Source organism: Arthrobacter mobilis (assembly GCF_012395835.1).
GTDB lineage: Bacteria > Actinomycetota > Actinomycetes > Actinomycetales > Micrococcaceae > Crystallibacter > Crystallibacter mobilis.
Genome location: NZ_JAAZSQ010000008.1, coordinates 145,397 through 168,661 on the forward strand (window position 1 = coordinate 145,397; position 23,265 = coordinate 168,661).

Annotated in this window: 21 protein-coding genes, 1 tRNA gene and 1 pseudogene; 5 read left to right on the forward strand and 18 right to left on the reverse strand. The window is 69.6% G+C overall.

Annotated elements, in window-relative coordinates:
- Positions 1 to 10: 10 nt before the first annotated feature.
- On the reverse strand, positions 11 to 889 hold the full coding sequence (locus HGG74_RS10465) for a lysophospholipid acyltransferase family protein (protein ID WP_168486296.1): 879 nt from the start codon (positions 887 to 889) through the stop codon (positions 11 to 13).
- 156 nt (positions 890 to 1,045) lie between these two features.
- On the opposite strand from HGG74_RS10465, the gene HGG74_RS10470 reads away from it, so the two are divergent.
- Together HGG74_RS10470 and HGG74_RS10475 are read left to right on the forward strand one after the other, a co-directional pair.
- Positions 1,046 to 1,858, forward strand: a complete 813-nt coding sequence (locus HGG74_RS10470; RefSeq protein WP_168486297.1) for an alpha/beta hydrolase — start codon at positions 1,046 to 1,048, stop codon at positions 1,856 to 1,858.
- Positions 1,855 to 2,238 carry a hypothetical protein gene (locus tag HGG74_RS10475; protein ID WP_168486298.1) on the forward strand — a complete coding sequence of 128 codons (384 nt, stop codon included), beginning with the start codon at positions 1,855 to 1,857 and terminating at the stop codon, positions 2,236 to 2,238. The genes HGG74_RS10470 and HGG74_RS10475 overlap by 4 nt, the downstream gene beginning before the upstream one ends.
- Here the strand turns inward: HGG74_RS10475 and HGG74_RS10480 are convergent.
- Entirely contained in the window at positions 2,235 to 3,263 is a 1,029-nt protein-coding gene (locus tag HGG74_RS10480) for an ROK family protein (RefSeq protein WP_168486299.1), read from the reverse strand. The genes HGG74_RS10475 and HGG74_RS10480 overlap by 4 nt on opposite strands.
- Before the next feature lie 113 nt (positions 3,264 to 3,376).
- On the opposite strand from HGG74_RS10480, the gene HGG74_RS10485 reads away from it, so the two are divergent.
- Positions 3,377 to 5,194, forward strand: coding sequence for an AMP-dependent synthetase/ligase (locus tag HGG74_RS10485; protein ID WP_168486300.1), 1,818 nt, complete (start codon positions 3,377 to 3,379; stop codon positions 5,192 to 5,194).
- 4 nt (positions 5,195 to 5,198) lie between these two features.
- On the opposite strand, the gene HGG74_RS10490 is transcribed toward HGG74_RS10485, so the two are convergent.
- Positions 5,199 to 6,626, reverse strand: coding sequence for a mycothione reductase (locus HGG74_RS10490; protein ID WP_168486301.1), 1,428 nt, complete (start codon positions 6,624 to 6,626; stop codon positions 5,199 to 5,201).
- A gap of 65 nt (positions 6,627 to 6,691) precedes the next feature.
- Positions 6,692 to 10,132, reverse strand: a complete 3,441-nt coding sequence (locus HGG74_RS10495) for a pyruvate carboxylase (protein ID WP_168486302.1) — start codon at positions 10,130 to 10,132, stop codon at positions 6,692 to 6,694.
- A 328-nt stretch (positions 10,133 to 10,460) separates the two neighbouring features.
- Here HGG74_RS10495 and HGG74_RS10500 point away from each other — a divergent pair, with 328 nt between their 5' ends.
- Positions 10,461 to 11,378: a ParA family protein gene (locus tag HGG74_RS10500; protein ID WP_168486303.1), complete on the forward strand. Its 918-nt coding sequence runs from the start codon at positions 10,461 to 10,463 to the stop codon at positions 11,376 to 11,378.
- Positions 11,379 to 11,483: 105 nt separating this feature from the next.
- Here HGG74_RS10500 and HGG74_RS10505 read toward each other — a convergent pair whose 3' ends face one another.
- From HGG74_RS10505 to gcvH, 5 genes are all read right to left on the reverse strand, one after another.
- Positions 11,484 to 12,077, reverse strand: coding sequence for a MerR family transcriptional regulator (locus HGG74_RS10505; protein WP_168486304.1), 594 nt, complete (start codon positions 12,075 to 12,077; stop codon positions 11,484 to 11,486).
- Between the two features lie 243 nt (positions 12,078 to 12,320).
- A complete protein-coding gene (locus tag HGG74_RS10510; RefSeq protein ID WP_168486305.1) occupies positions 12,321 to 12,824 on the reverse strand; it encodes a bifunctional nuclease family protein in 504 nt (167 codons plus the stop codon).
- 11 nt (positions 12,825 to 12,835) lie between these two features.
- Positions 12,836 to 13,585, reverse strand: a complete 750-nt coding sequence (gene ftsR / locus HGG74_RS10515; protein ID WP_168486306.1) for a transcriptional regulator FtsR — start codon at positions 13,583 to 13,585, stop codon at positions 12,836 to 12,838.
- Between the two features lie 3 nt (positions 13,586 to 13,588).
- Positions 13,589 to 14,065, reverse strand: a complete 477-nt coding sequence (locus HGG74_RS10520; protein WP_168486307.1) for an FHA domain-containing protein — start codon at positions 14,063 to 14,065, stop codon at positions 13,589 to 13,591.
- Between the two features lie 88 nt (positions 14,066 to 14,153).
- Positions 14,154 to 14,540 (reverse strand): glycine cleavage system protein GcvH, encoded by a 387-nt coding sequence (gcvH, locus tag HGG74_RS10525; RefSeq protein WP_168486308.1) that lies wholly within the window; start codon positions 14,538 to 14,540, stop codon positions 14,154 to 14,156.
- A 123-nt stretch (positions 14,541 to 14,663) separates the two neighbouring features.
- On the opposite strand from gcvH, the gene HGG74_RS10530 reads away from it, so the two are divergent.
- Positions 14,664 to 15,293: a hypothetical protein gene (locus HGG74_RS10530; RefSeq protein WP_168486309.1), complete on the forward strand. Its 630-nt coding sequence runs from the start codon at positions 14,664 to 14,666 to the stop codon at positions 15,291 to 15,293.
- A gap of 122 nt (positions 15,294 to 15,415) precedes the next feature.
- Here the strand turns inward: HGG74_RS10530 and HGG74_RS10535 are convergent.
- The 9 genes and pseudogenes from HGG74_RS10535 to HGG74_RS21580 form a co-directional block, all read right to left on the reverse strand.
- Positions 15,416 to 15,489: transfer RNA gene (locus HGG74_RS10535), tRNA-Pro, on the reverse strand.
- Positions 15,490 to 15,607: 118 nt separating this feature from the next.
- The gene (gene der / locus HGG74_RS10540; RefSeq protein ID WP_168486310.1) at positions 15,608 to 17,155 is read right to left on the reverse strand and encodes a ribosome biogenesis GTPase Der; all 1,548 of its coding nucleotides are present in this window, start codon (positions 17,153 to 17,155) and stop codon (positions 15,608 to 15,610) included.
- A 26-nt stretch (positions 17,156 to 17,181) separates the two neighbouring features.
- Complete coding sequence (gene cmk, locus HGG74_RS10545; RefSeq protein ID WP_168486311.1) at positions 17,182 to 17,886, reverse strand: (d)CMP kinase; 705 nt, start codon at positions 17,884 to 17,886, stop codon at positions 17,182 to 17,184.
- Positions 17,883 to 19,004: a prephenate dehydrogenase gene (locus tag HGG74_RS10550; protein ID WP_168486312.1), complete on the reverse strand. Its 1,122-nt coding sequence runs from the start codon at positions 19,002 to 19,004 to the stop codon at positions 17,883 to 17,885. The genes cmk and HGG74_RS10550 overlap by 4 nt, the downstream gene beginning before the upstream one ends.
- 45 nt (positions 19,005 to 19,049) lie before the next feature.
- On the reverse strand, positions 19,050 to 20,183 hold the full coding sequence (locus tag HGG74_RS10555) for a pseudouridine synthase (protein WP_168486313.1): 1,134 nt from the start codon (positions 20,181 to 20,183) through the stop codon (positions 19,050 to 19,052).
- 66 nt (positions 20,184 to 20,249) lie between these two features.
- Positions 20,250 to 20,885, reverse strand: coding sequence for an SMC-Scp complex subunit ScpB (gene scpB, locus HGG74_RS10560; protein ID WP_168486314.1), 636 nt, complete (start codon positions 20,883 to 20,885; stop codon positions 20,250 to 20,252).
- The gene (locus HGG74_RS10565) at positions 20,885 to 21,814 is read right to left on the reverse strand and encodes a segregation and condensation protein A (protein WP_168486315.1); all 930 of its coding nucleotides are present in this window, start codon (positions 21,812 to 21,814) and stop codon (positions 20,885 to 20,887) included. Before HGG74_RS10565 ends, scpB begins: the two co-directional genes overlap by 1 nt.
- The gene (locus HGG74_RS10570; protein WP_168486316.1) at positions 21,814 to 22,701 is read right to left on the reverse strand and encodes a ParA family protein; all 888 of its coding nucleotides are present in this window, start codon (positions 22,699 to 22,701) and stop codon (positions 21,814 to 21,816) included. The genes HGG74_RS10565 and HGG74_RS10570 overlap by 1 nt, the downstream gene beginning before the upstream one ends.
- A 223-nt stretch (positions 22,702 to 22,924) precedes the next feature.
- Positions 22,925 to 23,265, reverse strand: a pseudogene (locus tag HGG74_RS21580) (C4-dicarboxylate transporter DctA); the annotation flags it as partial.

Sequence of the window (23,265 nt, forward strand, 5' to 3'; positions counted from 1 at the left end):
GGCGCCGCCGTCATAAACGTCCGGCCGGTCCCTGCCGGTCCTGCGGCGCAGAGCTGCTGCCGGGCTCGGTGATCGCCCCCGGGGCCTTGGCCGGCGGCTCGGTCCCGGCTTCCGCCCCGGCCGGCGCCGTCCCTGCCTGTTCGGGGACCAGGCGCACGGCATCCCGCGCGCGCTGCTCCCTGCCGGTCCTGCCGGCCTTGTGGACCTTGTGGGCGGCCTGTTCCGCCTTGACAGTGCCGGCGTAGACATCCACATACTCCTGGCCGGAGAGGCGCATGATCTCGTACATGATTTCGTCCACCACGGCGCGCTGGACGAACCGGTCGTCGGCCAGGCCGTGATATCGGGAAAAATCCAGTGGTGCGCCGATGATGGTGCCCACGCGGCGGATATTGGGGATCCGGCGTCCGATCGGCTGCACCTTGTCGGTACCGATCATGGCCACCGGGATCACCGGCACGCCCGCGCGCAGCGCCAGCTTGGCGACGCCGGTCTTGCCCCGGTAGAGCCGGCCGTCGGGGCTGCGGGTACCCTCAGGGTAGATCCCCAGCAGCCCGCCGGCGGCCAGCACGTCCGCGCCGGCGAGCAGGGCGCTGGCCGAGGCTTCGCCGCCGGAGCGGTCCATGGGCAGCTGGTTGGTCAGGCGGAAGAACGCCGCGGTGAGCCGGCCCTTGATCCCCCGGCCGGTGAAGTACTCGGCCTTGGCCAGGAAGACCACCGGCCGGGGTACTGCCAGCGGCAGGAAGATCGAATCCGAGAAGGACAGATGGTTGCTGGCCAGGATGGCCGGGCCGGTGGCAGGAATGTTGTCCAGGCCCTTGGTCCAGGGCCGGAACAGCAACCGGACGACCGGCCCAATGAAGATGGTCTTCATCACCCAATAGAACACATGCGGCCTTCCGGTTCCGGCTGCGGCACAGCCGGCCGCAGCGCCCGATGGGACTCGTCGGTTCAGACTTTACTCCAGCCTCCCGTCGCCTGGCCGGGGGCGCAGGTTACGCGCACGGCGTAGTCGGGCGGGGCCGCCGGATGACACGATAGAGGCATGACATCGATCCAGCCCGGCAGCGTGGTCGTGGGCCGCGGCAGCGGCCCCAACGGTGATATCGGCATCGTGCTCGGGCACGGCTTCACCGGCTCCCCGTACAGCATCCGCGACTGGGCCGACTATCTGGCCGGACAGGGCTTCACCGTGGCGCTGCCGCTGCTGCCCGGGCATGGTACCCGGTGGCAGGACCTCGCGCGCACGAGCTGGCAGCAATGGTACGGCGCCTACGAACGGGCCTGGGACGAACTGGCCCGCGAGCGCGCGGCTGTCTTTGCCGCCGGGCTGTCCATGGGCGGGACGCTGGCGCTGCGGCTGGCCTCACACCGGCCGGTAGCCGGCGCCGTCGTCGTCAACCCGGCACTGACCACCGCTCCCGCCGCCCGCTATGCCGGGCTGCTCCGGTACGCCGTCCGCAGCGTGAAGGCCATCGGCAACGACATCAAGCGGGCCGGCGTGGACGAGCAGTCCTATCCGCGCACCCCGGTGGCCGCCGTGCACCAGCTGACCCGGCTGATTGCCGATACCGCGGGGCGGTTGCCGGCGGTCACCGCCCCGACCCTGGTCTTCCGCTCCGCGGTGGACCATGTGGTGCCCGAATCCAGCCTGGAACTGATCCGCAGCAGGATCGGCAGCAGCCTGGTGGAGGTGGTGCCGCTGCCGGACAGTTACCACGTGGCGACACTGGACAATGACGCCGAAACCATTTTTGCCCGGACGGCCGGGTTCATGACCGCCCATGGCCATGCGGTCCAGGCAAAGGCAACAGCGCAGGGAAAGGCAGCGCAGGGCCGCGGAGAGGACCGGGCATGAGCGACCGTGAGCCGTCGCGGGACGAGGCCGAGTGGCTGGACCTGGTCGCCCGGCTTGAGTCCACGGACAGTGACAACGGCAGCGACAGCGGCCCGGGAGCCGCCGCCGGCCCCCGGGACTACACGGTCCCCGAGAACGACGACGGCGCGTTCGTGCCGCCGGAACCGGCGCCGCTGGGTGCCGGGGAACCGCTGGTGGTGCTGTCGTGGCTTGCCGTTGCCGGCGGCCCCTTGGGACTGCTGCTGATTGCCATGTTCTGGCGCGGCGCCCCGACGGCCGTCGTGCTCGGGATCATTGCCCTGGTCATTGCCGGCGCCGGCTACCTGATCTCCCGGCTGCCTTCGGAGCGGGACGACTACGACGACGGCGCCAAGGTCTAGGAAGCATGCCGGGACAGGTCCGCGGCGCCGACCAGGCCGGCGCGCGGCCCAAGTGCGGCGAGGCGGATGGGCGCCGCCGGGCGGAAGCCGCGCCCGGTCAGGTTCCGGGCAAAGGCGTGCCTGGCCGGTTCCAGCAGCAGGCTGCCCGCTTCGCACAGCCCGCCGCCGATCACGAACATTCCCGGGTCCAGCGCCGCTGCCAGGTTCGCCAGCCCGATGCCGAGCCATTCGCCGGCGTCCTCGAGCAGGTCCCGGCTGGCCGCATGGCCGGCGAGCGCCAGCCGCGTCACCGTCGCCCCGGTAATGTCCCGTGCCTGTCCGCCGGCGGCCCTGAGCCATTCCAGGGATACGGGCGAGTGCGCCGCCGCCAGTTCGCGGGCCTCCCGGCCCAGGGCGTTGCCGGAGGCGTACTGCTCCCAGCAGCCGCGGTTGCCGCATTCGCAGCGGTGGCCGCCAGGTACCAGGATCTGGTGGCCGAACTCCCCGGCCACTCCCCAGTTGCCGCGCTCGATGCGGCCGTCGGTGATGATGGCCCCGCCGATGCCGGTGCCCAGGGTGATGCACACCAGGCGGCGCTGTCCGCGGCCGGCGCCGAAGCGCCATTCGGCCCAGGCCGCGGCGTCGGCATCATTGGCCACCAGCACCGGGCGCTGCAGCAGCGCCTGGAGGTTGGCGCGCAGTGGTTCATGGCGCCAGGCCAGGTGCGGGCTGAACAGCACGGTCCCGCCGTCCAGGTCCAGCCAGCCGGCGGCTCCGACGCCCACCGGAACGGCCGGATAGCTGTCCGCCAGGCCGCGGACCAGCTCGGCGATCACCCGCTCCACTTCGCGCGGGTTGTCGCCCGGGGTCGGGCGCGTATCCTCGGCCAGCACCTGCCCCGCCCCGTCGACGACGCCGGCGGCCACCTTGGTGCCGCCGATGTCCACGCCGATGGCCAGCCCGGTCCGGCCTGGTCCCCGCCGGCCGCGCCGGCGGTCCAGTGCCGCCGGTATCCGGCGGCGCCGGCGGCAAGAATCCCTGTCCATCGCCCCACCCTTGTTACCGATTCGTTGGCCGGCCGCCGGGGCCCCGGGCCGGATTAGCCTATACGCTAGGGGCAATCCCTGCAGGGGCCGGAGCCGATTCCGAAGGAGCTGCCGTGCGCGAATACAGCGTACCCCCCATGGTTGATGTCGAGCGCTCATCCAACATCACCGACCTGCTCATCCGGCAGGCCGGGCTCGCGTCGAACCCGGCACTGTTCTCGCGCCGCGATGGTGAGGGTACCTGGCAGGACATCACTGCCCGCGGCTTCCTCGCGGACGTCACCGCTCTGGCCAAGGGGCTGGTGGCCAGCGGCATTGCTGCCGGGGACCGTATCGGCATCATGGCCCGGACCCGGTACGAGTGGAGCCTGGTCGATTTCGCCATCTGGTTCGCCGGCGCCGTGCCGGTGCCGATCTACGAAACCTCCTCCCCTGCCCAGGTGGCCTGGATCCTGGGCGATTCAGGTGCGGCGGGGGCCTTCGCGGACGGCCCGGCGCACGAGCAGCGGATCCGGGAAGCGGCGCACAGCGAGGGGCTGGAGGGGCTCCGGCACGTCTGGCAGCTGGACGGCAAGACCCTCGATGCCCTGCGCGAAGCGGGCCGGAGCGTGGCGGATGACGCCCTCGACGGGCGGCGCCGGCAGGCCGGCCTCGACGACCTGGCCACCATCATCTACACCTCCGGCACCACCGGACGGCCCAAGGGCTGCGAACTGACGCACGGGAATTTCGTGGAGCTGGCCCTGAATGCCGGCGCGGCACTGCCCGAAGTGGCCCACGAGGGTGCGCGGACCATCATGTTCCTGCCGCTGGCCCACGTCTTCGCGCGCTTCATCTCGGTGCTCTGTGTCGCCTGCGGAGTCACCGTGGCGCATACCCCGGACGTCAAGAACCTGCTGCCGGATCTGCAGAGCTTCCGGCCGTCCTTCATCCTGGCCGTGCCGCGCGTGTTCGAGAAGGTCTACAACAACTCCATGCTCAAGGCCGAGGACGCGGGCAAGGGCAGGATCTTCCATGCGGCCGCGGACACCGCCGTCGCCTGGTCCAAGGCCGCGCAGGCGGGCAAGGTTCCGTTCCTGCTGGCATGGAAGCACCGGCTCTTCGATAAGCTCGTCTTCCACAAGATCCGCGAGGCTATGGGCGGGCAGGTGCACTATGCCGTCTCCGGCGGCGCTCCCCTGGGGGAACGCCTCGGCCACTTCTTCCACGGCATCGGCCTGCTGGTTCTGGAGGGCTACGGGCTGACCGAAACCACCGCACCGGTCTCGGTCAATACTCCGCGGCTGGTGAAGATCGGCACTGTCGGCGCCCCGCTGCCCGGCAATGCGGTGCGGATCGCGGATGACGGCGAGATCCTGGTCAAGGGGGTCTGCGTGCTGCGCGGGTACTACAACCGTCCGGACCTGACCGCCGAAGCGTTCGTGGACGGCTGGCTCCGCACCGGGGACCTGGGCGAACTGGACGCGGACGGCTTCCTGCGGATCACCGGGCGCAAGAAGGAGATCATCGTCACCGCCGCCGGCAAGAACGTGGTTCCGGCGATACTGGAGGACCGGATCCGGGCCAACGCCCTGGTCTCCCAGTGCGTGGTGGTCGGCGACCAGCGGCCCTTCATCTCGGCCCTGATCAGCCTGGACGAGGAGGCCCTGCCCGGGTGGCTGGAGCGCCACGGCCTGCCCGCCGGCACCAGCGTGGCGGACGCGGCGACGCTGGCGCCGGTGCTGGCCGAGCTGCAGGCACTGGTGGACGAGGCCAACCAGAGCGTCTCCCAGGCCGAGGCGATCAAGGCCTTCAGGGTGGTCCCGGCCGACTTCACCGAGGCCTCCGGCCATCTGACCCCGTCGCTGAAAATCAAGCGGGCCCAGGTCCTGCAGGACTACGCCGGAGTGGTGGACGAGATCTACGCGGTGCCGAAGCCGGCCCAGCGCTGACGGTTCAGCCGGCCACATCCAGGGCCAGCAGCGCGTTCTCCACGACCTCGGTCAGCGCCGGGTGGATCCAGTACTGGCCGCGCGCCATGCTGGGCACGTCCAGTCCGAAGGCCATGGCCTGGATCAGCGGCTGGATGAGCGTGGCGGCATCATGGCCCATAATGTGCGCGCCCAGCAGGCGCCCGGTGGCCTTCTCCGCCACCAGCTTCACGAACCCTTCGCCGTCCTCCATCGCCCAGCCGTACGCCGTGGAGCCGTAGGCCTGGACAGCCGTGGCAATCCCGGCGCCGCCGGCGGGGTCCGCGGCGCGGGCCGCCTGTTCGGTCAGCCCCACGCTGGCGACCTGCGGCCGGGTGAAGACCGCGGCGGGGACGAAGCGGTGGTCGCTGCGGCGCAGCGCGCCGGGATGTTCGAGATTGTGGGCCACCACGCGGGCCTCGTGGTTGGCCACGTGCTTAAGCTGGAACCTGTTGCTGATGTCGCCAAGGGCCCAGACTCCGTCCACCGGCTGGCCGCCGGCCAGCACCCGCTGGTAGCCGTCGACGGCAAGCCGTCCGTCCGGCTCCAGGTCGAAGCCGGCCGCGGCTGGATCCAGCGAACCGGTGTTCGGCACCCGCCCGATGGCCACCAGAACGATGTCGGCGTCCACCGACATGGTGCCGGTGGACGCCTCTGCAGCCGCGCCCGGCACCACGTGGAAAACCGCGCGCACGCCGGTACCGTGCTCCTCGACGGCTGCCAGGTTCCAACCGAGCCTCAGGTCCCAGGAACGCGCCGCAGCCTCGGTGAAGCGCTCGGACACCAGGGCATCCTCGGATTTGAGCAGCGGGGCGGAGCGGTTGACCTGGGTGACCCGGGCGCCAAAACCGGAAAACACCGCGGCGAATTCCGCGGCGACGAAGCCTCCGCCGACCACCAGCACCCGTTCCGGCAGCGCATCGATGCGCATCACGGAGTCGGAGGTATGTACCTGGGGCAGGTCGATGCCCGGCACCTGCGGCAGCACGGCCCGGGAACCGGCGGCGATGACCACCTGCCCGGCCTCGACGGTTTCCCCGGCCGCCGTGAGCAGCGTCTTCGGCCCGGTAAAGCGGGCATAATCCTGGTACAGCGTGACGTGGTCCAATTCCACGTCACGGTAGCGCCGGCCCGCCTCGGAGATGGCGTCGATCCGGCCGAAGATCCGGTCGCGCATCTGCTGCCACCGCACCTGCTCCAGGTTCAGGTCCACGCCCAGCGGCCGGGCCTGGCCGGCGGCTGCGGCCAGCCCTGCCGGGTAGACGAACATTTTGGTGGGGATGCAGCCGGCGTTCAGGCAGGTGCCGCCGAAGACACCGCCATCGATGATGGCAACCTTCTTGTTGTCCCAGTACGGGGTGATCAGCGAGTTGCCTGAGCCCGAGCCGATGATGGCCAGATCGTAATACGTCACAGCCCACCAGTGTACCGGGGCGGCCGAAGCCGCCCCGGTACACTGGTGGGCTATTGCTCCTGCAGCTATTGCTCCTGCAGCGGGCCGACGACCACGAGCAGGTCCCCGCCCTGGACCTGCTCGACGGCGGAGACAGCCAGGCGCGAGATGGTCCCGCCCACGGGGGTGGTGATCGCCGCTTCCATCTTCATGGCCTCGATGGTGGCCACGGTGTCCCCGGCCTTGACCGTGTCGCCGACCTTCACGGTGACGGTCACGGCGCCGGCGAAGGGTGCGGCGACGTGTCCGGGCTGGTTCGGGTCGGCCTTCTCGGCCACCTTGACCTCGGATTCGACCGAGCGGTCGCGGACGGCGACGTTGCGCTGCTGGCCGTTGAGCGTGCACAGCACCGTGCGCATGCCCTTCTCGTCGGGTTCGGAAATGGCTTCGAGCCTGGCGATCAGCTTCACGCCGCGTTCGAGCTGGATGGTGTGCTCGGTGTTCTGCTGCAGCCCGTAGAGGTAGTCGCGGGTGTCCAGCACCGAGACGTCCCCGTAGGTTTCGCGGGTCTTCTCGAACTCCTTCGCGGGCCCGGCGAAGAGCAGCCGGTTCAGGGTGGCGCGGCGGGTGGCCGAACCGTCCTTGAGCGCGACGGCGTCCTCGGGGCTCAGCTCCGCGTCGCGGACCTTCACCGTCCGCCCCTGCAGCGCCTTGGTGCGGAAGGGTTCGGGCCAGCCGCCGGGCGGGGTGCCCAGCTCGCCGCCAAGGAAGCCGATCACCGAATCGGGGATGTCGTAGTTCTGCGGGTTCTCGGCGAAGTCGGCCGGATCCACATTGGAGCCGACCAGGGCCAGTGCCAGGTCCCCGACCACCTTCGAGGACGGGGTGACCTTGACCAGCCGGCCGAGCATCCTGTCGGCGGCCGCGTACATGTTCTCGATGTCCTCGAACCGCTCGCCCAGGCCCAGCGCCATCGCCTGCTGGCGCAGGTTGGACAGCTGCCCGCCGGGGATTTCGTGCAGGTAGACCCGGCCGGTGGGGCCCGGCAGGCCGGACTCGAACGGCGCGTAGACCCGGCGCACGGCTTCCCAGTACGGTTCCAGCGAGGACACCGCTTCCAGGTCCAGGCCGGTGTCCCGTTCGGTATGGGCCAGGGCCGCGACCAGGGCCGAGGCCGGCGGCTGGCTGGTGGTGCCGGCCATCGCCGCGCTGGCCACGTCCACGGCGTCGACGCCGGCCTCGACGGCGGCCAGCAGGGTGGCCAGCTGGCCGCCGGCGGTGTCGTGGGTGTGCAGGTGCACGGGCAGGTCGAACCGCCCGCGCAGCGCCGTGACCAGCTTGGCGGCCGCGGCCGGGCGCAGCAGCCCGGCCATGTCCTTGATGGCCAGGATGTGGGCGCCGGCGTCGACGATCTGCTGCGCCAGGTCCAGGTAGTAGTCCAGGGTGTAGAGCGTCTCGGCCGGGTCGAGCAGGTCCCCGGTGTAGCACAGCGCCACCTCGGCCACGGCGGTGCCGGTCTCGCGCACCGCGCGGATGGCCGGCTCCATCTGCGACACATCGTTGAGCGCGTCGAAGATGCGGAAGATGTCGATGCCGGTGGCCGCGGCCTCCTGGACGAAGGCGGTGGTCACATCCTCCGGGTACGGGGTGTAGCCGACCGTGTTGCGCCCGCGCAGCAGCATCTGCAGGCAGATGTTCGGGATCGCCTTGCGCAGCGCCGCCAGGCGCTCCCACGGATCCTCACCCAGGAAGCGCAGCGCGACGTCGTACGTGGCTCCGCCCCAGGCCTCCACCGAAAACAGCTGCGGCATCAGTGACGAGACCGCCGGCCCGGCGGCGACCAGGTCGCGGGTGCGCACCCGGGTGGCCAGCAGCGACTGGTGCGCATCGCGGAAGGTGGTGTCGGTGACGGCCACCGCGGTGCGTTCGCGCAGCGCGCGGGCGAAGCCTTCCGGCCCCAGCTCCTGCAGCTGCTGCCGGGAACCGCTGGCCGGGACCACGGCCAGCGCCCCGGTCACAGCCGAAGCATTGCGCACCGCCGACGGCAGCTTGTCCGCCGGATCCGACACTACCCGGGGCCTGCCGTTGGGCTTGTTCACGGTCACGTCCGCCAGGTAGGTCAGCAGCTTGGTGCCGCGGTCGGCGGAGACCCGCGCCTTGAGCAGTTCGGGGCGTTCGTCGATGAAGCTCGTGGCAACATTGCCCGCCACGAACTCCGGATCATCCAGCACCGCCTGCAGGAACGGGATGTTGGTGGAGACGCCGCGGATGCGGAACTCCGCCAGCGCCCGGCGGGCGCGGGCCACGGCCGTGCGGTAGTCCCGGCCCCGGCAGGTGAGCTTGACCAGCATGGAGTCGAAGTGCGGGCTGATCTCGGCGCCGGTGTAGACGGTGCCGCCGTCCAGGCGCACGCCGGCGCCGCCGGCGGAGCGGTAGGCGGTGATCTTCCCGACGTCGGGGCGGAAGCCGTTGGCCGGATCCTCGGTCGTGATCCTCGACTGCAGCGCCGCACCCTTGATGGAGACCGACTCCTGGCTCAGGCCCAGGTCTGCCAGGGACTCCCCCGCGGCGATCCGCAGCTGGGCCTGGACCAGGTCCACGTCGGTGATCTCCTCGGTCACCGTATGCTCGACCTGGATGCGCGGGTTCATCTCGATGAACACGTGCTGGCCGGCCCGCTCCCCGACCGTGTCGACCAGGAATTCGACGGTGCCGGCGTTGACATAGCCCAGTTCCTTGGCGAACTTGACCGCGTCCCGGTACAGCGCCTGGCGGATGCCCTCGTCCAGGTTCGGCGCCGGGGCGATCTCGATCACCTTCTGGTGGCGCCGCTGCAGCGAACAGTCGCGTTCGAACAGGTGCATCACGTTGCCCTGGCCGTCGGCCAGGATCTGCACCTCGATGTGCCGCGGCCGCAGCACGGCCTGTTCCAGGAAGACCGTCGGATCGCCGAAGGCGGTTGCCGCCTCGCGCATCGCCGAGGCCAGCGCCTCCGGCAGCGCCTCGCGGGTATCCACCCGGCGCATGCCGCGGCCGCCGCCGCCGGCCACTGCCTTGACGAAGATCGGGAAGCCGATCTCCTCTGCCTCGGCCAGCAACTGCTCCGCATCGGCGGACGGCGCGGAGGACTTCAGCACCGGAATCCCGGCCTTCCGGGCCGCCTCCAGGGCGTGCACCTTGTGCCCGGCCAGCTGCAGCACCTCCGCCGGCGGGCCCACGAAGGTAATCCCGGCGGCCGCGGCGGCCCGGGCCAGGTCCGGGTTCTCGGACAGGAACCCGTACCCCGGATAGATCGCGTCCGCTCCCGATTCCCGAGCCACCCGCACGATCTCGTCCACGTCGAGGTAGGCCCGCACCGGATGGCCTTCCTCCCCGATCAGGTAGGCTTCGTCCGCCTTCTGCCGGTGGATGGAATTGCGGTCTTCGTGCGGGAACACCGCCACCGTCTTCGCACCCAGCTCGTACGCTGCGCGGAAGGCACGGATGGCGATCTCGCCGCGGTTGGCCACAAGGATCTTCGAGAACATGATGCTCCTGCGTCGTCGCGGATGATGGCTAAGCCTGTGCTGCAAGTCTCAGTGAGGGCCGAGCCATCTGACAAGCCAGTGTTGCACACATCACTGCGGCCGCCGTCCTTTATTACCGGCCTTATTACCAGTCCTCATTGCCAGTTCTTAATTGCCGGCCTTTAATCGCCATCTGCCCACACGCATTGACCAAAGCCGGGCAACCCCCGGCCGCCCACCTATCATGGATGGGGACGCAGAGTGTCCCGACAAGCATAAGAGAGCTGCCGATCGTCCCCGCGCCGAGCGTGCGGGGCAGGCAGCGAACGGTGAGGTTTCGGTTTTAGACGTGCAAGTAGTGAGCATCAGCAGCCTTAAAGGCGGAGTCGGCAAAACCTCGGTCACCTTGGGGCTGGCCTCGGCAGCCCTGGCCGCAGGCATCCCCACCCTGGTCGTCGACCTGGATCCGCATGCCGACGCCACCACAGGCCTGGGCGTGCGGCCGTCCCGCCAAAGCGACATCGGCCAGCTGCTCAGGAACGTGCGCCGCGCCGATCTGGCAGCCAACGTCGCCTCCAGCGGCTGGGTCGCCGCCGCCGCGGCCAGGCAGGAGCTCCCGCTCGGCCGGCAGGTGCTGGATGTGGCCGTCGGCTCGGCCTACACCGGCATCTACGACCGGCCTGACCTGCGGCGACGCGACCTGGGCCGCCTGGCAAAGCTGCTCTCCAAGGTGGAGGGCTATGCGCTGGTGCTCATCGATTGCCCGCCGTCGCTGAACGGGCTGACCAGGATGGCCTGGATGGCCAGCAACCGCGTCCTGCTGGTGGCCGAACCGAGCCTGTTCTCGGTGGCCGGGACCGAACGGACCATGCGCGCGCTGGACCTGTTCCGCGAGGAATTCGCCCCCGAACTGGCGACCGCCGGCGTTGTGGCCAACCGGGTGCGTGCCGGCTCGAGCGAGCACATGTACCGCATGGCTGAAATGCGTGCCATGTTCGGGGACCTGCTGCTCGAACCCGCCATCGCCGAACAGGCCAACTGGCAGCAGATCCAAGGTGCTGCCCATGCCATCCACCAGTGGCCGGGGGAAGCTGCCCGCCAGGCGGCCGGCGTCTTCGACGACCTGCTCAAGCACTTCACGGATTCCGGCCGGCGCCGGCACCGCAGGTCGCCGGCTCCGGCCGCGGCAGGCAGCACGGCAGGTACCGGGGCCGCACCCGCGAACACCTCCGCCGCTGCGCCCCTGGCCGAACCTGCGGCAGGCTGAGCGCGGCGAAGAGCGCAGGCAGCCAAAGCAAAGCGGCTGCCCCTTCCCGGGCTTGCGCGGGAAGGGGCAGCCGCTGAACGCTGTGGCGTGCCGGGGCCCCGGCCCCTAGCTGATCCGGCGGGCGGCGCGGCGGCGGCTGAGTTCGTCCTCGGGGTAGTCCTGTTCCCCGGCATGCTCGCTCGGCAGCTGCGCCAGGCTGCCCTCGACCTCGCGCCAGACGCGGCCCACGGCGATGCCGAACACCCCCTGGCCACCCTGGACCAGGTCGATCACTTCGTCCGCGGAGGTACACTCGTAGACGCTGGCGCCGTCGCTCATCAGCGTAATCTGGGCCAGGTCCTCCACGCCGCGCTCGCGCAGATGCTCCACGGCGGTGCGGATCTGCTGCAGCGAGACCCCGGTATCCAGCAGGCGCTTGACCACCTTCAGGACCAGGATGTCCCGGAACCCGTAGAGCCGCTGGGTACCGGAGCCGGAGGCTCCGCGGACGGCGGGCTCGACCAGCCCGGTTCGGGCCCAGTAGTCCAGCTGGCGGTAGGTAATGCCGGCGGCCTTGCAGGCCGTCGGGCCGCGGTAGCCGGCATCCTCGTCCAGCACCGGAAGGTCCTCGGTGAACAACAATCCCTGTGCGCTGGCCGGTACGGCTGCGCCCCGGTTCCTGGCGTGCGTGGCCTTCCCAGCATCACCTTTAGGACTCACGTGAACCCTCCTTGTTGAAGTTCCCCCGGGGTAAATCAGCACCGCCTGCATCAACACGGTTTGAACTAAGTGTGCTCTCAGATTACTGCCGGTGCAATGGGAACTGTATGCTTAGACGTTAGAACGGAGGGCGCCCGGGGTCAAAGACCTTGGCACTTTCGGATGCGGCGTGTCGCCCGGTGTGTCGGTCCCGGACCCGGCCAAAACCTTGACAAGCGCGGAAATCCGCCTATTTTGCGGGCGCTACTTCTCAAAATCCTCAGGTTCGACGTCGGCCAGGAATTCGCGGAACTGGCGCAGCTGCTTTTCCTCGTTTTCCTCCTCGCCTCCCGCGGCGTCCTCATCCTCAGCCGGCTCGGCGATCTTGACCCCCGCGTCCTCCATCACTTCCTCGGCACAGTAAATGGGGCACGGTACGCGCAGGGCGACCGCCAGCGCATCCGAGGCGCGCGAGCTGACGGTATTGCCGCCGTCGAAAACCAGCTCGGCGTAGAAAACGGTGTCCCGCACCTCGACCAGCCGCACCTCCGTCACTGTCCGGCCCAGCTCGCGGACGACGTCGACCAGCAGGTCGTGCGTCATCGGCCGGGGCGGGGTGATGCCCTGCTGGGCGAAGGCGATCGCGCTGGCTTCCGGCGCGCCGATCCAGATCGGGATATGGCGTTCGCCGTCCTTTTCCTTCAGCAGGACCAGCGGCTGGTTGGAAGGCAGTTCGATGCGCACTCCCACAACCTCGACTTCGAGCATGGCTCCTCCGATCAGCGGTCCAGTCTGGCGATATCGCCGTTCACCAAGGCGCTGTGGAGCTTAAGGCAGATCCCGCTGATCTCCTTGGCCGTCTCCGCCGCACGCGCCTTGGAAGCGACGTCGCGGCGGGAGGCCAGCGGTGCCACGGCGCCTTCGACCAGGTCCATCTGCCGGTCGGCGGCGGCCCGGAAACTGCGCAGGTGGCGGGGCTCTATGCCATGGGCCTGCAGCTCCACGCAGGCCTTGACCACGCCGAGGGCGTGTTCGTCGTAGCCGGAGTCCTGCTGGTGCAGCAGGCCGTAGCCGAGCAGGTCCGCCATCAGTTCCTGGCCCGCCCCGGCCTTCTCCCCCAGTTCGGCCAGGCTCCAGGTACGGCCCCGCCCGGCAATCTCCCGGGACAGCTGCTCGGACACCACCCGCGGTGTCAGGGTCATGCCCCCGGGCAGTGCCTCCGGACGTTCGCCGCGGTCAATCGCGTCCAGGTAGTCCTTGATGACCTTCAGCGGCAGGTACTGGTCCCGCTGCAGGGCCAGCACAAAGCGCAGCCGTTCGACATCCTGCCCGGTGTACTTGCGGTAGCCGGCCGGCGTGCGCTGCGGCGAAATCAGGCCCTTCTCCTCCAGGAACCTGATTTTCGACGCGCTGATCTGGGGGAAGTCGCCGCTGAGTTCCTGCAGGACCTCCCCGATGTTCAGGACACCGGAACGGTGCGGTTCCCGTCCGGTGCCCAGCGCGCGCCGTGCCGGTTGCGAGGCAGGCACTGCCTAGTCCTGCCCCTTGGGGACGGCAGTGCCCGCGTAGTAGGTCAGGCGGAACTTGCCGATCTGGACCTCATTGCCGGTGCGCAGCTGCAGGCTGTCCACCCGGTCGTTGTTGACGTACGTCCCGTTCAGGCTGCCGGAATCGACCACCATGAAGCCGTCGGCGTTGCGGCGGAACTCCGCGTGCTTGCGGGACACCGTCACGTCGTCCAGGAAGATGTCCGCATCCGGGTGGCGGCCGGCAGTGGTGACATCCTGGTCCAGCAGGAAGCGGGCGCCCATATTGGGCCCGCTGTGGGCAATCAGCAGGGCGGATCCGGCCGGCAGCGCGTCGACAGCCGCTTCCTCTTCGGCGGACAACCGCGGCTTGCGGGAGGGAGCCGCCGCCCGAGGGGGCAGGCTGATGGAAGTGGTCTCCGGCACAGGCTCGGAGGCGGCAGCGTCCCCGCCGCCTGCTGCATTATGCTTTGACCCCACCATCAAAATGTCCTCCCCTTGGATTAGCGTGATTTGGCGGCCAGCCGGCCGGCAACCGGCTGGCCGATGGAAAATTCCGGCCTCGGTAAATCTAGCCTACCTGCTGTTCGTACTCGGAAGCACTGAGCAGCGTGTCCATGGCGTCGGCCTCGGCCAACCGGATCTCAATGAGCCATCCGTCACCGTACGGATCGGAGTTGATCAGGGCCGGGTCGGAGTCCAGCGCCTCGTTGCGGGCCACCACTTCACCGGTGACCGGCGCGTAGATGTCACTGACGCTCTTGGTGGATTCCACCTCGCCGACCACGTCGTTGGCCACGATGCTGGTGCCGTTCTCGGGCATCTGCACATAGACGACGTCCCCGAGCGCATCCTGGGCGAAATCGGTGATGCCGACCCGGACCACTCCGTCCTTCTCCGTCGGGGCCACCCATTCGTGCTCGGCGGTGTAGTGCAGATCTGCGGGGACGTTGCTCATCAGAGGCCTTTCTCGCGCCATTACTTCGACCGCAGCTTTCCGGCCGCGGCAGTGGTCCGCGCCACCGGTGAAAGTATAGGCATACCGCCTCCGGCAGCGCTCGGCATCTGCCATCATTGCCGCATGGGCTTGACTGCGGGCTTCAGCGAAGATCCGGAACCGGCCTCCGCTGGTCCGGCGGCAGCGGAACCGGCCGGACGCGCCGCGGTGTCCTGGCCGGGCCGGGCCGCCGCGGCCCTCCTGCTGCTGGTCCTCGCCGTGGCCACCGGCGCCGTCCTGTCCACCGTCCTGCCTCCCTGGTGGGCCGCCGTCATCGCCACACACGTGGGCCGGGATCTGGCCGCGGGCATCCTGGCCGGGATGTTCTGCGGCTTCACCTTCACGCTGGTGCCCCTGCTGATGGGCTGGCAGGTGCACTTGAGTCGTATCGGCCGGACGTTGAAGGCCGGGATCCTGGCCGCGGCCGTCCTGCTGGCCGCGCCGAACCTGCTGACGGCGATCGTCGCCTCGGACACATCCAGCGGCGCCCGGCAGGCCCGGCAGGTGCTCGGCACCGAAGCTGCGTGGTTCATCCCGTGGAGTATGTACTCGGCCATCGCCGCGGTGCTGGTGTTCATCGCAATGGCCGTGTTCCGGATAATGTGGCGGCGGAACGGCCGCAAACTGAAGAGTATGCACGACGAGCGCGGGCAGGACCGGCAGGCGGCCGAACCCGGCGACGAGGCAGCTGGCGGCAGCCCGCAGCTGCCCTGAGACCGGCACCGCCGTCGGGCTCCCCCGCCCCGTGGCGCTGCCGCCAACGGAAGGAGTACCGGCCGGAGACGAAAAAATCCGCTCCGCGCCGGAGTCCGGCGAAGGAGCGGATCTGTGTTTCGTCGGGTTGACAGGATTTGAACCTGCGACCCCTTGACCCCCAGTCAAGTGCGCTACCAAGCTGCGCCACAACCCGAAACCGTCCCCCGGGCCGGCGGTCCGCCGTCCGAAGCAACTAGATAACAATAGCCGATGGGCGGGCCGATTCGAAAATCGGCCCGCCCATCGGTGTGTCGGCTGTTTCGCCCGTGCTACTACTTCCGCTGGCGCTTTTCGCGCACCCGCACGCTGATCTCGATCGGGGTGCCTTCGAAGCCGAAGGTCTCGCGCAGCCGGCGGATGATGAAGCGGCGGTAGCCGGCCTCCAGGAAGCCGCTGGCGAACAGCACGAACTTCGGCGGCCGGCTCGAAGCCTGCGTGCCGAAGAGGATCCGCGGCTGCTTCCCGCCGCGCACCGGATGCGGGTGCGCGGCCACCAGTTCGCCCAGGAACGCGTTCAGGCGCCCGGTGGGGATGCGCTTGTCCCAGGATTCCAGCGCCTTGTCCAGCGCCGGCACCAGCTTGTCCTTGTGCCAGCCGGTCCGGGCCGACAGGTTGACCCGGGGAGCCCACTCGACGTGCGCCAGGTCCTGTTCGATTTCGCGCTCCAGGTACCGGCGCCGTTCGTCGTCGAGCAGGTCCCACTTGTTGAAGGCCAGGACCAGGGCCCGCCCGGAGTCGATGGCCAGCTGCAGGATGCGCACGTCCTGTTCGCTCAGGACCTCGTCCACGGCCAGCAGGACGACGGCGACTTCGGCCTTGTCCAGCGCGGCCTGGGTGCGCAGCGAGGCATAGAAGTCAGCGCCCTGCTGCAGGTGCACGCGGCGGCGGATGCCGGCGGTGTCCACGAAGCGCCAGGTGCGCCCGCCCAGTTCGATCAGCTCGTCCACCGGGTCGCGGGTGGTTCCAGCCAGCGGGTCCACCACCACGCGCTCACTGCCGGCCAGCTTGTTCAGCAGCGAGGACTTGCCCACGTTCGGCCGGCCGAGCAGCGCCACACGGCGCGGACCGCCGGTGGGGATGATCCCGCCGTAGGCCGAATGCTCCGGCAAAACGTCCATCACGGCGTCAAGCATGTCCGCAGTGCCGCGCCCATGCAGCGCGGACACCGGGTAGGGCTGGCCGAAGCCCAGCGACCACAGCGAGTAGGCGTCCGCCTCCTGCACCATGTCGTCGACCTTGTTGGCCACCAGGATCACCGGCTTCTTCTTGCGCCGCAGCATCCGCACCACTGCCTCGTCGGTGGCCGTGGCGCCGACGTTCGAATCCACCACGAACAGCACGGCGTCGGCCAGGTCCGCGGCGATCTCGGCCTGGTCCGCCACCCGGGCGTGGATGCCCTTGGCGTCGTGCTCCCAGCCGCCGGTGTCCACCAGGGTGAAGTTGCGCCCGTTCCAGGTCGCCGAATAGCTCACCCGGTCCCGGGTGACTCCGGGGGTGTCCTCCACAACCGCCTCGCGCCGGCCCAGGATGCGGTTGACCAGCGTGGACTTGCCCACATTCGGCCGCCCCACAATGGCCAGCACAGGGTCCAGCTTCAGCGGCGCATTCTCGTCCGCCTCCTCGAAGCCTCCGGCCAGCAGGGCTGCGTCCTCCTCGTCCAGGTCGTAGTCGGCCAGGCCGGCCCGCAGCGAGGCCGCACGCTGCTCGGCCTCGTCGTCGTTGAGTTCCTGGAGCCGTTCGGCGATGTGGTCCTCGGTCTGCGGCTCGTACTCGTCGCCGAGGGTGTCCTCGCCCGGATTGCCGGGTCGGTTCGCGCTCATGGGAATGTCCTTCTGGTCGGGGGCTGTCAGTGGGTGGCTCGCCGGATGACGGACAGCACCGCGTCAACCGTTTCGTCAAAGTCCAGGTCGGAGGAATCCACGGTGAAGACGCCGTCGGCGGCCTCGTGGAAGTTGACGACGGTGGAGTCCCGGGCGTCGCGGGTCAGCACCTGTTCCTCCAGGGCCGCCGCGCTTTGGGTGCCGCCCAGCTGCAGGCCGCGGCGGCGCAGACGGGATTCCTCGCTGGCAGTCAGCAGGATGCGCACCTCGGCATCCGGGGCCACCACGGTGGTGATGTCCCGGCCCTCGGCGACGATCCGGCGGCCGGAATCGGCAATGATCTGCTTCTGCCGGCGGATCAGTTCGGCGCGGGCGCCCAAGGTGGTGGCCACGGCGCTGACGGCCTTGGAGATCTCCGGCTCGCGGATGGCGGTGGTGACATCCTCCCCGCCCACCGCCACGTGCTCGCGGTCGGGGTCGGTGCTGATCGCCAGCACCATTTCCTCGCAGGCGTTCTCGATCGCGGCGGCGTCCTGCAGGTCCACGCCGGCCGCCAGGCAGTACCAGGTCACCGCGCGGTACATGGCCCCGGTGTCCAGATAGGCCGCATGCAGGCGGCGGGCCGTTTCCCGGCTGACGCTGGATTTGCCCGACCCGGAGGGGCCGTCGATGGCGACGACCAGGGGCTTGCCCCACCGGAACCTCGACATGTCCACTTCAGCCAGAGTCATTGCAGTACCTTCCATCCATGCGTGCTCAAGTAGTCGACCAGTTGCTGGCGCTTGCCCGGCACGACCGAAATCTCCACCATGCCCACGTCCTGTCCGGCCGAATGGTCCAGGCGCAGGTCCTCGAGGTTGATGCCTTCCTCGCCGATCTCGGTGAGCAGGCGGGCAATCTGCCCCGGCCTGTCATCCACCAGGACCGTCAGCCAGGCGAAGGACTGCGGCGGGCCGCCGTGCTTGCCCGGAATCCGCGCCTGGCCGGCGTTGCCCTCGCTCATCAGCTGGGCCAGGTCCAGCCGCGCGCCGTCGGCCTCCGGATGCTCCAAGGTGTTGATCAGCCGGTTCAGGTCCTCGCGGACCCCGTACAGGTGCTTGACCAGGCGGGGGGCGTTGGCGCCCAGGATCTGCACCCACAGGGACGGGTCCGAGGCCGCGATGCGGGTGACGTCCCGCAGCCCCTGGCCGGAGAGCGACAGCGCATGCGCAGGGGTGTCCTGCAGCCGGCTGGCCAGCAGCGAGGACATCACCTGGGGCAGGTGCGAGATCAGCGCCACCGATTCGTCGTGTTCCTCGGCGGACATCCGGGACACCAGCGCGCCCAGGTCGATGGCCAGTTCGCGGGCGGTCTTGACCGCCGCCGGGGCGGACAGCTCGGACGGGCACAGCACCCACGGCATGGAGGTGAACAGCTCGCCGCGGGCGGCCACCGGACCGGACTTTTCCCGCCCGGCCATCGGGTGGGTCCCCACGTACCGGGCCAGATCCGCGTCGGTCAGCGAAGCATCCCGGCGCAATTCGGCCATCACCGACACCTTGACGCTGGCAATGTCGACCACGACGGCGTCCGGGTACTGCCGCAAGGCCGTGGAAACCACGCGGGCGGTCACATCCGGCGGCGAAGCGACGACGACCAGCTGCGGCGCGGCGTCACCGCCCGGCGGCAGGATGCGTCCGGCGCCGATGTCCTGGGCCACTGCCTGGGCGGACGGCGACGGGTCGGACAGCAACACCTCGATGCCGCGGGCGCGCAGGCCCAGGCCGATGCTGGCGCCCAGCAGGCCGGTGCCCAGCACCAGCACCGGCCCGGCCAGATGGGTGTCATGGTTGTTGGCGTTGGTGGTCATCTCTTCCGCCACAGGTTGCGCCTGGTGTTGTGTCGCTGGCAACGGCTACATCCCCACCAGTGCCAGCAGGTGGCCAACTTCCTGGCGGCCCAGGGCCCGGATGCTGCCCTGACGCTGGTTTCCCAGGCCGATCGGGCCGATCTGGGTGCGCACCAGCCGCTCCACCGGATGGCCCACCGCCTCGAACATGCGGCGGACAACCCGGTTCTTGCCCGAGTGCAGCACCACTTCCACCAGCACGTGGCCGGGCGTAGAGTCCACCAGTTTGAAGGAATCCACCGTGGCGAGGCCGTCCTCCAGCTCGATGCCCTGCTTCATCCGGGCGCCGATGCCGTGCGCCATCGGTCCGCGCACCTGCACCAGGTAGGTCTTGGGCACCTCGTACGAGGGGTGGGTCAGCCGGTTGGCCAGCTCGCCGTCGTTGGTCAGCAGCAGCAGGCCCTCGGTGGCCTGGTCCAGCCGGCCCACGTGGAAGAGGCGCTCGCCCTGGTGCTTCTTCAGGTAGTCGCTGATGCAGGGCCGCCCTTCGGGATCCTCCATCGTGCAGACCACGCCCTTGGGCTTGTTGAACACCAGGTACTTGAGAGCTTCGTTGGTCTGGATCCGGATCCCGTCCACGTGGATGACGGCGCGGGCCGGATCCACGCGCACGCCCAGTTCGCGGACGACGACGCCGTCGACTTCCACCCGGCCGGCCTCGATCAGCTCCTCGCAGACGCGGCGGGAAGCCACCCCGGCCGAGGCCATCACCTTCTGCAGGCGCACCCCTTCCGGGTTGTGCAGCTCGGAGGTCTCCCCCTGCCCGCTGCGCACCGGGCGGGGACGGTTGCGCACCGGACCGAGGTTCTGCCCAAAGCGTTCCTGGCCGAAGGGCCGGGGACCGGAGGCAGCACCTGCGCCCCTGCCCGGCTGCCCCTTGCCGGCGGCCGGCCTGCCGGACTGTGCCTTACCCGGCCCGGGCCTGCCGGACTGCGTCTTGCCTGCACCGGTCCCGCCAGGCTGCCCCTTGCCGGCTGCCGGCCTGCCCGGCTGGCCCGGCTTGAAGCCCTGGTCCTTTCCACCGGCCTTGCCCGGCCTGCCACCGCCGGCCGGGGCTCCGAAGGCCTTTCCGGGCTTCCGCGGACCGTTGCCGCCGCGGGGGCTGTTGCGGCCGGAACCGGAGCGGGGCGCGTGTGTCATCGTGGATCCTTAGTATCGAATGCAGGTACTGGTGCTCAGGAAGCCCCCTGGCCAAGTCCCTGGACCTCAGCGGGCCAGGTCATCAAGATCGCCCAAGTGTTCCAGCCCGGGCAAATGCGGGGCCAGTTCGGGCAGTTCGGAGATGCTTCCTATACCTAATCTTTCCAGAAAATAAGAGGTGGTCCGGTACAGCACTGCTCCGGACTCCGGATCGGTGCCGGCTTCGGCGATCAGTCCGCGCTGCAGCAGGGTCCGTACCACCGAGTCCACGTTCACCCCGCGGATGGCCGAAATCCGCGCCCGCGGGACCGGCTGGCGGTAGGCGATGACCGCCAAGGTCTCCAGCGCAGCCTGGGTCAGGCGGGCCGTGCGGTCTTCCCGGACGAACCGGGACACCACCGGGGCAAAGTCGCCGCGGGAGAAGATCCGCCAGCCCCCGGCAATGCTGCGCAGCTCGAAGCCTCGGGGCGCACCGTCTGCGCCGGAAGCCCCGCCGGCGCCGTCGTACTCGGCCTGCAGCTGGTGCAGCAGCTGCCGTACCTGTTCCGCGGGCACGCCGAGGGCGGCGGCGAGCTCAGCTTCGGTGGCAGGTTCGTCGATGACCATCAGCACCGCTTCCAGCGCGGCCTTCACCCCGCCGGGCAGGCTCTCCAGGTCCGGCGCTGCGCCGTCCGGCACTGCCGGTGAAGCGTCCTCAGCCATCAGTGTCCTTCCGGCACTTCGTCATATTCGGCATCGTCATATTCGGCATCGTCGTATTCGGCATTGTCGTACTCCTCGCCCAGCCGCTCCGCGCTCCATGCGGATTCCGGGCCGGTCCAGCGCACCGTCAGCTCCGCGAGCGGGGACTGCTGGTCGAAGGCCACCACTGCCGCGCGGAACAGTTCGAGCAGGGCCAGGAAACGTGCCACCACCACGAGCGTACCCTCCGCGTCCGCGGTGAGCACCCCGAAGGTCTGCGGACCGGCCGCGCGCAGCCGGGAGGCGATAATGCCGGCCTGTTCCCGGACGCTGACCTTGGGCGCGTGCAGGTGGGACAGGCCAACCTCGGTGGGCGCCGGAGGCTTCGGCTGCAGGGCCTTGGCAGCCAGTGCGGCAAAATCCTGCGGGGAGGTCCGCCAGACAAGTTCGGGCAGCAGGGCGGCGAACTGCGGCTCGAGCGGCACCTGGCGCGGATAGCGCTGCCCCTCCTCGGCCAGCTGGCGGCTCAGCAGCCCGGCAATGCCCTTGAACGCCTTGTACTGCAGTAGCCGGGCGAAAAGCAGGTCCCGGGCCTCCAGCAGGGCGATATCCTCCTCGCTCTCCACCTCCCCGGACGGCAGCAGCTTCGCCGCCTTCAGATCCAGCAGCGTGGCGGCCATCACCAGGAATTCGCTGGCCTCGTCCAAGGCCCACTCGCCGTCGCGGCGCAGCCTGCGGATGTAGGAGATGAACTCGTCCGTGACCTTGGCCAGGGCGATCTCGGTAATGTCCATTTCATGCTTGGCAATCAGCCCCAGCAGCAGGTCGAACGGGCCGCTGAAATTGTCCAGCGTGACTTCGAAGCTGCGCTGTTTTCCCCGGGGCAATGCCTGCGGGGCCTGCGCGGCCGGTTCCAGCGGCTGGTCCGCCACCGGCCCCGGCCCGTTCATCAGGGAGCGCCGCCGCGGCTGATCAGTTCGCGCGCCAGTTGCCGGTAGGCCTCCGCGCCGGAGTGGTTGGCGGCGTAGGAGGTAATCGGCTCGGCCGCGACGGTGGCGTCGGCGAACTTGATGGTGCGCTTGATCACAGTCTGGAAGACCTTGTCCCCGAACGCCTCGACCAGCCGGCCGATGACCTCGCGGCTGTGCAGCGTCCGGGCGTCGTACATGGTGGCCAGCACGCCGTCCACCTGCAGGCCCGGGTTCAGCCGGTCCTGGACCTTGTCGATGGTTTCGACCAGCAGGGCTACCGCGCGCAGGGCGAAGAATTCGCAGATCAGCGGGATGATGACGCCGTGGGCGGCGGTCAGCGCATTGACCGTGAGCAGCCCCAGGGACGGCTGGCAGTCGATGAGGATGACGTCGTAGTCGTCGGAAACCCGGCGCAGGGCCCGCTCCAGCACCTGTTCGCGCGCTACTTCGTTGACCAGCTGGACCTCGGCGGCGGAGAGGTCGATGTTGGCAGGCAGCAGGTCGATGTTCTCGAACTCGGTGCTCAGGATGGCCTCGCGGATATCGGCCTTCCGGTCCATCAGCACGTTGTAGACAGTCATCTCCAGCTCGTGCGGATTGGTGCCCAGCCCTGCGGACAACGCGCCCTGGGGGTCAAAGTCCACCAGCAGCACCCGGCGGCCGGCCTCGGCCAGGGCGGCGCCGAGATTGATGGTGGAGGTGGTCTTGCCGACGCCGCCCTTCTGGTTCACCATCGCGATCACGCGGGCGGGGCCGTGGGAGGACAGGACGGGCGGCTCGGGGAACTCCGTCAGCGGACGGCCAGTAGGTCCCAGCACTGCCTCGTCCGGTTCCTGCAAAATGGTCGAACCCTGTTCGCTGATCACGTTTTATCCCAGCTTCCATCGTTGCGCGGCTGCTATTCTTCCAGTCAAGATTACAGTCACTGCGCGGGCATCCCGCGGATATCGGACGGCGGGACGGCGAGCCTTCAGGCTCAGGTTGAAGTACAAGGCCCGCCCCGGTGCCGGAACGCCGGAACCGCGCCGGCACTCCCCGGGCGGGGCGTGCCGGCGCGGTTCCACAGGGTGCGGACGGCTGCGGCCGGTCTCAGCGCGCGGCAACCAGCCGGTCGTCCTGGTCCGCGCCTTCCACGGCACCTTCCGGCGCCGTGCCGCCGGAGGTGGCCGGACCGTGGCCGTGGCCGGCTTCCATGGTCTGCTCGTCGAAGGGCAGGCGGCGCTCCAGCACCTCATCGACGCGGGCGCGGTCGATTTCCTTCGTCCAGGTGCCGATCAGCACGGTGGCGACGGCGTTGCCGGTGAAGTTGGTCAGGGCGCGGGCCTCGGACATGAACCGGTCGATGCCCACGATCAGGCCGACGCCGTCGACCAGGTCCGGGCGGTGGGACTGCAGGCCGCCGGCGAGCGTGGCCAGGCCGGCGCCGGTGA

Coding starts and splice junctions, on each gene's coding strand:
- HGG74_RS10520 (WP_168486307.1), bottom strand. CDS start 14,065: ATGGTGGGGTCAAAGCATAATGCAGCAGGCGGCGGGGACGCTGCCGCC.
- HGG74_RS10475 (WP_168486298.1), top strand. CDS start 1,855: ATGAGCGACCGTGAGCCGTCGCGGGACGAGGCCGAGTGGCTGGACCTG.
- HGG74_RS10565 (WP_168486315.1), bottom strand. CDS start 21,814: ATGAACGGGCCGGGGCCGGTGGCGGACCAGCCGCTGGAACCGGCCGCG.
- der (WP_168486310.1), bottom strand. CDS start 17,155: ATGAGCGCGAACCGACCCGGCAATCCGGGCGAGGACACCCTCGGCGAC.
- HGG74_RS10470 (WP_168486297.1), top strand. CDS start 1,046: ATGACATCGATCCAGCCCGGCAGCGTGGTCGTGGGCCGCGGCAGCGGC.
- cmk (WP_168486311.1), bottom strand. CDS start 17,886: ATGACTCTGGCTGAAGTGGACATGTCGAGGTTCCGGTGGGGCAAGCCC.
- HGG74_RS10495 (WP_168486302.1), bottom strand. CDS start 10,132: ATGTTCTCGAAGATCCTTGTGGCCAACCGCGGCGAGATCGCCATCCGT.
- HGG74_RS10510 (WP_168486305.1), bottom strand. CDS start 12,824: ATGCTCGAAGTCGAGGTTGTGGGAGTGCGCATCGAACTGCCTTCCAAC.
- gcvH (WP_168486308.1), bottom strand. CDS start 14,540: ATGAGCAACGTCCCCGCAGATCTGCACTACACCGCCGAGCACGAATGG.
- HGG74_RS10555 (WP_168486313.1), bottom strand. CDS start 20,183: ATGACACACGCGCCCCGCTCCGGTTCCGGCCGCAACAGCCCCCGCGGC.
- HGG74_RS10530 (WP_168486309.1), top strand. CDS start 14,664: ATGGGCTTGACTGCGGGCTTCAGCGAAGATCCGGAACCGGCCTCCGCT.
- HGG74_RS10480 (WP_168486299.1), bottom strand. CDS start 3,263: ATGGACAGGGATTCTTGCCGCCGGCGCCGCCGGATACCGGCGGCACTG.
- HGG74_RS10550 (WP_168486312.1), bottom strand. CDS start 19,004: ATGACCACCAACGCCAACAACCATGACACCCATCTGGCCGGGCCGGTG.
- scpB (WP_168486314.1), bottom strand. CDS start 20,885: ATGGCTGAGGACGCTTCACCGGCAGTGCCGGACGGCGCAGCGCCGGAC.